7 protein-coding genes are annotated in these 9,562 nt (G+C 66.4%); 6 read left to right on the top strand and 1 reads right to left on the bottom strand.

Features of this window, described 5'->3' with window-relative positions:
• The 6 genes from ELR45_RS02615 to ELR45_RS02590 all read left to right on the top strand — a co-directional run.
• Nucleotides 1-1,252, top strand: a 1,252-nt coding sequence (locus ELR45_RS02615; RefSeq protein WP_165367405.1) for an extracellular solute-binding protein, incomplete at its 5' end; no start/stop codon positions are given.
• A gap of 112 nt (nucleotides 1,253-1,364) precedes the next feature.
• Nucleotides 1,365-2,207 (top strand): carbohydrate ABC transporter permease, encoded by an 843-nt coding sequence (locus ELR45_RS02610; RefSeq protein WP_165367404.1) that lies wholly within the window; start codon nucleotides 1,365-1,367, stop codon nucleotides 2,205-2,207.
• 113 nt (nucleotides 2,208-2,320) lie between these two features.
• Nucleotides 2,321-3,142 carry a carbohydrate ABC transporter permease gene (locus tag ELR45_RS02605; protein ID WP_165367403.1) on the top strand — a complete coding sequence of 274 codons (822 nt, stop codon included), beginning with the start codon at nucleotides 2,321-2,323 and terminating at the stop codon, nucleotides 3,140-3,142.
• Between the two features lie 2 nt (nucleotides 3,143-3,144).
• A complete protein-coding gene (locus ELR45_RS02600; RefSeq protein ID WP_129663164.1) occupies nucleotides 3,145-4,824 on the top strand; it encodes an FAD-dependent oxidoreductase in 1,680 nt (559 codons plus the stop codon).
• Nucleotides 4,825-4,900: 76 nt separating this feature from the next.
• A complete protein-coding gene (locus tag ELR45_RS02595; protein ID WP_165367402.1) occupies nucleotides 4,901-6,232 on the top strand; it encodes a glycosyl hydrolase family 28-related protein in 1,332 nt (443 codons plus the stop codon).
• 30 nt (nucleotides 6,233-6,262) lie between these two features.
• The gene (locus ELR45_RS02590; RefSeq protein WP_129663160.1) at nucleotides 6,263-8,101 is read left to right on the top strand and encodes a hypothetical protein; all 1,839 of its coding nucleotides are present in this window, start codon (nucleotides 6,263-6,265) and stop codon (nucleotides 8,099-8,101) included.
• A gap of 72 nt (nucleotides 8,102-8,173) precedes the next feature.
• On the opposite strand, the gene ELR45_RS02585 is transcribed toward ELR45_RS02590, so the two are convergent.
• On the bottom strand, nucleotides 8,174-9,322 hold the full coding sequence (locus ELR45_RS02585; RefSeq protein WP_129663157.1) for a substrate-binding domain-containing protein: 1,149 nt from the start codon (nucleotides 9,320-9,322) through the stop codon (nucleotides 8,174-8,176).
• Nucleotides 9,323-9,562 lie beyond the last annotated feature (240 nt).

Below are 9,562 nucleotides of genomic sequence, written 5' to 3'. Positions count from 1 at the left end.
GGCAAGCTGTGGGACTGGAGGCAACGACGCCGACGTCGGCGACACCGGGACCGAAGCCGAGAACGGTGGCACTCTGACCGTATGGTTTCCCGGCAACAACCCTGATGAGATCGAGCTGGTCACGGAGCAGTTGGTGCCGGAGTTCGAGGCCGCCAACGACGCCGAGCTGGACGTCACATTCGTCCCCTGGGAGGACGTGTCGACGCGGCTGAACACTGGCTTTGCCGGCGGGACAGCGCCCGACGTGTTCGGCCACGGACCCGCAGCGGCCGCCGGCCTGGCGGAGTCGGACCGGCTCGAGCCGCTTGATGGCTTCATCGAGCTCCTTGAGCCGTCAGACCTGGAGGACCTCGCGGCCTTCCTTGTTGGCGGCCAGGTGAACGGCTCGCAGTACATGGTGCCGCTCGGCGGCGAAGGTCGGCTCATCGCGTATAGGAAGGACCTGTTCGCTGACGCCGGACTCGATCCAGACGATCCGCCCTCCACGTGGAACGACGCCTACGACGCCGCTGTCGAGCTCACCTCGGGAGACACCGCCGGACTGATATTGCAGACCGGCGAGATCCAGCGTGTGCAGTCCTTCATGGGGCTGCTCGGCTCCGAAGGTGGGCAGCTGCTCTCCGACGACGGTGCTGAGGTCACCTGGAACTCCGACGCCGGAGTACGAGCACTCGAGTACTTCGTCCGACTCCACCAAGGCGATCCGGCCGTGTCCGACCTGCTCGGCGCGGACTTCGCCAACCAGCCGGCGGCGCAGAACCCGCTCGCCACAGGGTCTGCTGCCATGGTCATGGTGACCTCGGGCCAGGCTGTCCAGATTGCGCGAGCGCGGCCCGAGCTCACCGACCAGATCGCTCTCATCCAGCCGATGAGCAGTGCGGAAGCGGAGATGTTCGGTGGACCCGGGCCAGGCTTGTTCATGAACAAGGACTCCGGCAACAAGGAGCTGGCCTGGGCTTTCATGGAGTTCATGCTGTCCGCCGACGTGTCGGAGAGCTACGCCCAGGTCACCGGCCAGATTCCGGTCCGGGCCTCGGCGAAGGACGGCGACTACGTCGCGGACGAGCCACTCATCGCGTCGTTCATCGAGGCCGGCCCGAACTTCGTCGGCAGCCCGAACGTGCCCGCCTGGGTCGAGGTGCGCAACGTCATCGACCAGCACCTCGAGCGCGCGCTCCACGCGGAGGTGTCACCGCGAGAGGCGCTCGACGATGCCGCCGCCGAGGCCGGCCCGTTGCTGAGCGGCGAATAAGGGACGGATCTCCATGACTACGGCACGCCAGTTGGCGCCCGCCGGGCGTCTTTCGCCACGCCTTCCGAGGCGACGGCGGCGCCCGAGGGGACCTGCCGCGCAGCGACGCCTGATGGGCGCACTGTTCGTGGCCCCTGCGGCCGCGTACATCGGAATCTTCCATCTCTTCCCGGTGGTCTATGGGCTGTATTTGAGCTTCACCCGGTACAGCCCGCTCGACCGTGGCGGTCCCCAACTGATCGGTATCGACAACTATGTCGACCTGCTGAGCGACGCGGACTTTCACAAGTCCGTGCGCGTCACGGTCCAGTTCGTCGCTGAGGTCCTGCCGTTCGCCGTGGCGATCGCGCTCGGTCTAGCGCTGCTCGCCAACCGCAGCATGCGCGGGATCGGGCTGTTCCGGGCCGGCCTGTTTCTGCCTCGCATCGTCCCGCTCGCGGCGGTCAGCCTGATCTGGCTGTGGCTGTACTCGCCGGACGGCTGGTTCAATCACCTGCTGGGGCAGGTCGGGCTGGACCCGCGGAACTGGCTACTGGACGAAGGCACGGCGTTGCATGCGGTGGCCGGCATGCGGGTCTGGAAGGCCCTCGGTGGCAACATGGTGCTGTTCCTGGCCGGCCTCCAGGCGATCCCGCGAACGCTCTACGAAGCCGCCACGGTGGACGGCGCGAACTCGTGGCAACGGTTCCGCTACGTCACGCTCCCCGGGTTGCGCCCGGTGACGACCTACATCGTCATCCTCAACATCGTCTATCTGGCGCAGTCGTTCGCGGAGATCTTCATCCTCACCGGTGGCGGGCCGCTGCGGTCTACGACCACCACCAACTTCCTCATCTACGAAGAGGCGTTCCAGAACAACCGGTTCGGATCTGCCAGCGCGATGGCATTCGTGCTGTTCGCGCTGATCTTCGCGTTCTCGTTCATGATCCTGCGTCGGATGGGGTCGAACCGATGATGTCTGTACACACCTCGCGCGGCCCCGGTCGGATCGGGGCCCGGTGGCCAGCCGTCCGGCGGCCGGCCACCCGGTGGATCGCCCGGCGGCGCCCAGGGACATTCCTCGTCCTGATGATCGCGACGGTCCTGGTCATGATGCCGTTCCTCTGGATGCTCTCGATCGCGTTCAAACCTGAGGCCGAGGTGTTCACCAGCGTTCCCAGCATGCTGCCGGCGGACCCGACGTTCGAGAACTTCTCCACCGCGTGGACCTCCGGGAACGTCGGCCGCGCGATGATCAACTCGACCATGGTGGCGGGCGCCGCCGTGCTGGTCAACTGCACGTTCGCGGTGCTGGCCGGGTACGCGTTCGCGAAGCTCCCCTTTCGGGGCAGCACCCTCGTCTTCCTCCTGATGATCTCTACCGCGATGGTTCCGGTCGCGGTGACCCTGATCCCGCTGTTCCTCATGACGAAGGGGTTTCCGCTGGTCGGAGGGAACGATCTGTTGGGTCAGGACGGGACCGGCCTGCTCGACACGCTGCCGGGTGTGGTGTTGCCGCACCTGATCGCGCCGCTCAACATCTTCCTCGCGCGGCAGTACTTCTTCGGGTTGGACGACGACCTGGGCGAGGCCGCACGTATCGACGGTGCCAGCGAGCTCACTACCTTCTGGCGGATCTACGTACCGCTGGCCCGGCCCCTGGTGGCCGTGGTGGCGATCTTCTCGTTCACCGCTGTGTGGGACGACTTCCTCTGGCCACTCGTCGTCACCAGCTCCATGGAGGCCGAGACCGTCCAGCTCGCCCTCTCAAAGTTCCTGACCGGTGGAAACGTCATGTATGGACCGGCGATGGCCGGTGCTGTCCTGGTGATCTTGCCGGTGGTCGCCGTTTTCGTCTTCAACCAACGCAGCTTTATCGCCGGTCTCTCCGACGGCGGTGTGAAGGGATGACCATGACTGAGATGCGATGCGCGGTGCTCGTCGTCGGCGGCGGGCTGGGTGGCGTCGCCGCGGCGCTGACGGCCGCACGGCTGGGGCACGCGGTAGTGCTGACCGAGGAGACCGACTGGCTCGGGGGGCAGCTGACCAGCCAGGCGGTGCCGCCAGATGAGCATCCGTGGATCGAGTCGCGCTACGCCTCCCAGAGCTACCGCCGGCTGCGGAGCAAGATCCGCGACTACTACCGGAGGAACTACCCGCTCCGCGCATCTTCCGCCGCCGACGCTCTGCTGAACCCCGGACTCGGCTACGTCAGCCCGCTGTGTCACGAGCCCAGAGTGGCGGTCGCCGCGATCGAGGAGATGCTGGCTCCGTGGCGGGCGCTCGGGCAGGTCACCACCCTCATGCGGCACCGCCCCGCGACCGCGCACTGCACGGGCGATCGGGTGGACGCCGTCACGTTCGAGCGGCAGACCGACGGCGCCGCCGTCACCGTGACGGCGGACTACGTCATTGACGCCACTGAGCTAGGTGATCTTCTTGAGCTGGCCGGGGTGGAGCATGTGATCGGCGCCGAGGGACAGGACGACACCGGCGAGCTGCACGCCGCACGGCACCCTGACCCTCTCGACCAGCAAGCGATCTCGTGGTGCTATCCGCTGGAGCACCGCGACGGAGAGGACAACACGATCGACAAGCCCGCCGGCTACAACGGCTGGCGCGCGAGGGTGGCGGACTTCTGGCCGGGCTCGCAGCTGTCCTGGAGGGATGTCCATCCCATCACCCTGGCCAGCCGCGAGCGATACATCTTCGACGGCACGGCGGACACCGGTGAACGCGACCTGTGGCGCTACCGCCGCATCCTGGCGGGCAACCAGTTCGTTCGCGACGGCGTCGCCCCCTCGCCGGTGCCTGCAGCGGATCCGCGCGAGATAGCCCAGGGCGACGTCAGCCTGGTCAACTGGCCACAGATCGACTACTGGGAGCTGCCCCTTCTCGGTGTCGACGAGGAGACTCGCCAGGGTGCTCTGGAAGGGGCCCGCGACCTGTCGCTGTCCTTCCTGTACTGGATGCAGAGCGAGGCTCCGCGGCCAGGAGGCGGGCACGGATACCCCGGCCTGCGGTTGCGGCCGGACGCCGTCGACACCGTCGACGGCTTGGCCAAGATGCCGTACATCCGCGAGTCGCGCAGGATCCAGGCCGAGTTCACCGTCCTCGAGCAGCATGTCGGCGTCGACGCCAGAGCAGACGGCGCCGGTTCGGAGGTTTTCGAAGACAGCGTCGGCCTCGGTTCCTACCGCATCGACCTCCACCCCAGCACGGCCGGGCGGACCTACATCGACGTGGACTGCTACCCGTTCCAGATACCGCTGGGCGCGCTGCTGCCGGTGCGCGTCGAGAACCTCCTGCCGGCCAATAAGAACATCGGCACCACGCACATCACCAATGGTTGCTACCGGCTCCATCCGGCCGAGTGGAGCATCGGCGAAGCCGCGGGTGCGCTTGCGGCCGAGTCGCTGACCGCCGGTGTGCAACCACGGGCGATCCGCGCCGACGCCACTCGGCTAGCCGACTTCCAGCGCCGCTTGGAGAGCGTTCTGGGCGTGCCGCTGGCCTGGCCGGATGAGATCCGGACAGCACCCTGCGGGCGCCACCCCGCCACGCCTCAGCTGGTCGATCCGGCACCGGCGTGACGCGGCCTTCTCCAGCTCGACCGCCAGTCAGCACCACCAACCGCCAGTAGCACCACCAACCGGAAGGAGCACGACCATGCAGGTCAACACAGAGCTCGAAGGGTCCAGCCGCCGCAACCTGTTCCGGGCCGGCGCAGCGGGCCTGGTCGGCGCCGCCGCGGTCGGTGTCTTCGCCCCGGCGGCAGAAGCCAATGCCAGACCGCTGCAGGCGAAAGCCTACGTCACCGTCGGAGAGGACCGGACCGACGACTTCCAGACCGACGGGACCAATGACACCAGCCAGATTCAGGCCGCGATCGACCACGTGGCGGGGGAGGGCGGTGGCATCGTGTTCATCCGGGCCGGGACCTACAACATCTCCGCCACCATCATGTTCCCGTTCGACCCACATGTCCGCATCGTCGGCGAGGAGTTCGTCAAGTCGGCGAGCAACACCGTCGGCGGCACCGCTCTGGTCGCGTCGGCCGAGCTCACCGACATGTTCGCTGTGGTCGGCCGCAGCAACCCGGCCGAGAACGCGGATCTCTCACATGGCGTGCAGTTCGAGCAGTTGACGCTCGATGGCGGAGGGCAGACGACCAACCTTCTCAAGCTCAGCAACCAGGACTGCGTGGTGGTGAACCTCTGCCGGATGCGCGGAGCTACGAACTCGATCACCACCGTCTGGGACTCCGACATCGACCCGACCGCACCGACGATCCCCGGCGCCCTGTTCGTCTCCAACAGCATCGTCTCCGCGAACTCTGGTATCGGCATCGACTTGCAGTACCAGACCCAATGCTGGATATCGAACGTGTGGTTCAGCGGCGGCTCGGTCAAGACGTGGCTCAACATGATGTCCAGCAACAAGATCAAGATCACGAACTGCGAGTTCAACACGGCGGCCGAAGCCATACATCTCCGCGATACAGCGACCTACCCGACCCACAACATCACCGTCACCGGATGCGTCTTCGCCCTCGGAGCCGGGAACGCGGCATGGCGGGATTCCAGGACACACGGCTACAGCCGCAGTGTCGCCATCACTGGTTGTACCCTCGCCGGCGGGGAGACCTATGACTCTCTCGCCAACTTCGGCAACGTGCTCAACAACGGCAACACGCACTACACGAAGGGAACCGTCGCCGGCCCTACCGAGTTCGACCGGGTGCGGGGTCAGCACATCGCCGCGACCCTGACCGGCGACATCACGGTCTCGCTTCCCGCTGGAGGGTACCGGGGCGACACGCTGACGCTGCAGCTGAGCCAGGATGCCGCCGGCGGGCACCAGGTGAGCTGGCCGGCCAACGTCAAGTACGCGGACGGAGACGTGGCGCTGTCCACCGAGCCGAACGCGCTCGATCTCATCACTCTCTCCTGGGACGGCGCGTCCTGGGTCGAGCTCAGCAGGTCCCTCAATGTGAGCTGAGCCGGCAACGTCAGAAGACTAGGAGTGCACATGGACACCACATCCACACCACGTGACTCGACTCGACGGAACCTGCTCCGCGCGGGTGCGGTCGGCCTGGTCGGCGCCACCGCCGCGGTCAGCGCAGCCGCGCTTCCGGGCGGGTCCGCCGAAGCCGCCGGCCACAGTCCCTTCCAGGCCAAGTTCTGCCTGACGGTAGGACCGGACCGCACGGACGACTTCCAGACCGACGGACGTAACGACACCGAGCAGATCAACGCCGCGATCCAGGCAGCGGGCGACGCCGGCGGTGGCATCGTCCATATCAGGGCAGGCACGTACCACATCACGGGCACCATCGATAACAACCGAGCCGGTGTCCTGGTGCGCGGAGACATGGTCACGCACTACGCCAAGGTCACCTATCTCAAGGCCGCTGCGGACTTCACGCCGTTCGCGCGTCTCGCCGTCCCGATGCCCGCGGAAAGCGACCCCGGGGAGGACGGGGGCTTCGAGGAACTGTACATCGACGGCGAGTTCGAGACCGGCCGCTGGGTCGAAGACGGCATTGTCATCGGAGACCCGGATCCGCAGTATTCCCCGGCGCGCAAGGTCAAGGGCGCTCGTATGCGAAATCTGCGGATCGAGCACTTCACGGGTCACGGCATCACCGGGCTGACCAATGAGACATATCCGTCCGGGTCATTCGATGACATCGTGTTTGACAACGTCAGAATAGCTTGGTGTCATATCGGCGTGAAGAACGACTCGACGGCGACGAAGTTCAACGGCGGAATATTCGGTGCGTGTAATGTGGGCGTCGCGGCGTCGAACTACTCCGGGGCACAGTTCTTCGGCACGGTATGGTCCACGGTGCCTGGAGACGCGAGATGGATCGAGCCGGACTACCCATTGCCACTGGAGCCGTGGTTTACCGCCGTAGATATACGGGCCGATCGAGGCGTGGCAGCGTACAGTTTTATCGGTTGCTATTTCGAAAGCCCCACACATTCGATCTTGCGCCGATCCGTAGAGCCGGTGGGAAGTTCGCATCATACGGGCGGCTTCACATTCGAGGCATGTGCGATGCGCAACCTTTCGGCGGGCGGGCATCCCGCGTTCGACGACGTCGATGACTTCCCATTTCCGCCCTCCGGCTACATGCTCGACCTCGACAATATCGGCGGCACGGTCGCGTTGATCAACTGCTGGTACGACACGAACGTCATCGGCGGCGTCGAGCGTGCCAGCCGGGCGATCAACGTGGGTGAGCAGACACAGGTGATGGTGGTCGGAGCGGACAATTACGGCGACGCGTTCAACCGGGAGTTGGAGTTCGTCGGCGACACCTCTGGTGTGAGCAACTATCGCACCGGATTCACCGGCATCAACACGACATATCTGCCGCGCAAACGGACGTCGGGGGCACCGATCGATCCGCCGATCGCCAGCAGGCTCACCGTCAACCAGCCGCAAGAGGTGGACGAGCGCGCGGTTGCGGTGATCAGCGCAACAGCAGGAAACGAGAAGCCGTTGGTGATCCAGGCCGTTGACGGACAGCAGGCCCGCCTGACCGAATGGCAGAACACCGAGGGTAAACCGATGGCGTTCGTCTCCAATGTCGGCCGGGTCTATGTCACCGGCGGGACCGAGTCGCTGCCGGGACTGGGCAACGCGAACGACACCGACACGGGCATGTTCTTCCCCGGTCAAGACGCCGTGGGCTGGACTGTGGGCGGGACCCAGGCGATGCGGCTGGACTCGTCGGGCCTGACCATGAGCGAAGGTCGCATCGCCGACGTCGGGGAGCCGGCGGACGAACGTGACGCCGCGACGAAGAGCTACGTCGACGGTCAGATCCAGATGTTGCGGGACGAGCTGCGTCGATGAGCGGTGCTTGCTCGCCTCGCGCGCCATCGAGACCGTGAACGCCCGGCCGTCGTGGCGGTGGATCGGCCGGGGTCAGCCGGTCGCTTCGAACACGAGGTCAAGGGATTGCGTTGGTGTCGCGCCGCAGGAGGCGCGCACGACGAGCTCCGGTTGCAGCTGGACCTGACACGGGACGGACGGCCCGTCGTTCTCGATCTGCCGGATCAGCAGGTCGGCGGCGAGCCGTCCGAGCTCCTGCTTGGGTGGTGAGACCGCGGTGAGCGGTACCTCGGCGACGTGCGCGAACTCGTCGTCGAAGGTGACGACGGCGACGTCGCCGGGCACCGGGTGCCCGCGTTTGCCGAGCTCGCGTACGAGGGTGGCCGCGAACGGGTCACCGAGGCACAGCACGCCGTCCAGGCCCTGCTCAGCGCACGTGTCGACATAGTGGGCGACGTCCGGCATCGACAGGGTCGGCCGCCGGAGTACGGCGGCATCGATCACCTCGAGCCCAAGTTCCTCCATGGCCAGGCGGTATCCACGGAAGACGTCGGCTCCCGGCGCCGAATGGAGATGGCCGATGTGTCCGATCCGGCGACGGCCCAAGGCGGCCAGGTGCGCGACCGCGGAGCGGGCACCCGCGACGATGTCGGTGCGTACCGATGACGCGTCCGGAATGTCGGAGCCGCCGCCGAGGTCGTCGAGCCCACGCTCGATCAGGAACGAGGGGACCGGAAGCTTGCTCAACCGTGCCGCGTAGGCACCCGGGTCCGACGTGCGATGCAGGCTCGGTGCGAGCAGGAGCCCGTCCACACCCGAGGCGAGGAACCGTTCGATGTCCGCGAGTTCCCGCTCGGGATCGTAGTTCGAGCACGCGATGACGGTGTCCACCCCGCGGCGCGAGGCAGCTTCCTCGATGCCGGCGACCACCTGCGGGTAGTAGTAGGTGAGTGACGGGACCAGGACGCCGATCGCGCGGCAGGCACGCCGTTCCGCCGACGTACGTACGACGTATGTGCCGCTGCCGTGCCGGCGGTCCAACAGGCCGTCGTCGACCAGGCAGGCGACCGCGCGTCGCACCGTGTTCACGCCGACCCCGTGTGCCTGGGCCAGTTCCGGTACGGCGGGCAGCCTGGTGCCTACTGGCAACGTTCCGTGGTCGATCTCGCGCCGGATCATCGACGCGAGCATCCGGAACCGTGTCCCGTGCGGCGCCTCGGTCAACGCAGGGATCTCCGGCATGTGCAGGATTCTGCGGCTTTATCTCATACCCCGTCAATGGCATGACTCGGGTATGACTAGTTGCCGGTTGATCGGCGGATGGCTCACCGTGCGGCATCCTGAGGATCAGACGACTCAGTCCCCATGATCATCAACGATGGGACACACCATGGCGGGGCCAGCGGTTGATGATCATGGGGAAACGACAGGGAGGTCATAGTGGCGAGGTCTGGTGGACGGCCGAACGTGCTGGTGATCATG

It is taken from the genome of Phytoactinopolyspora endophytica (assembly GCF_004138495.1).
Classification (GTDB): domain Bacteria; phylum Actinomycetota; class Actinomycetes; order Jiangellales; family Jiangellaceae; genus Phytoactinopolyspora; species Phytoactinopolyspora endophytica.
This window is presented reverse-complemented; position numbering and strand designations above follow the sequence as displayed.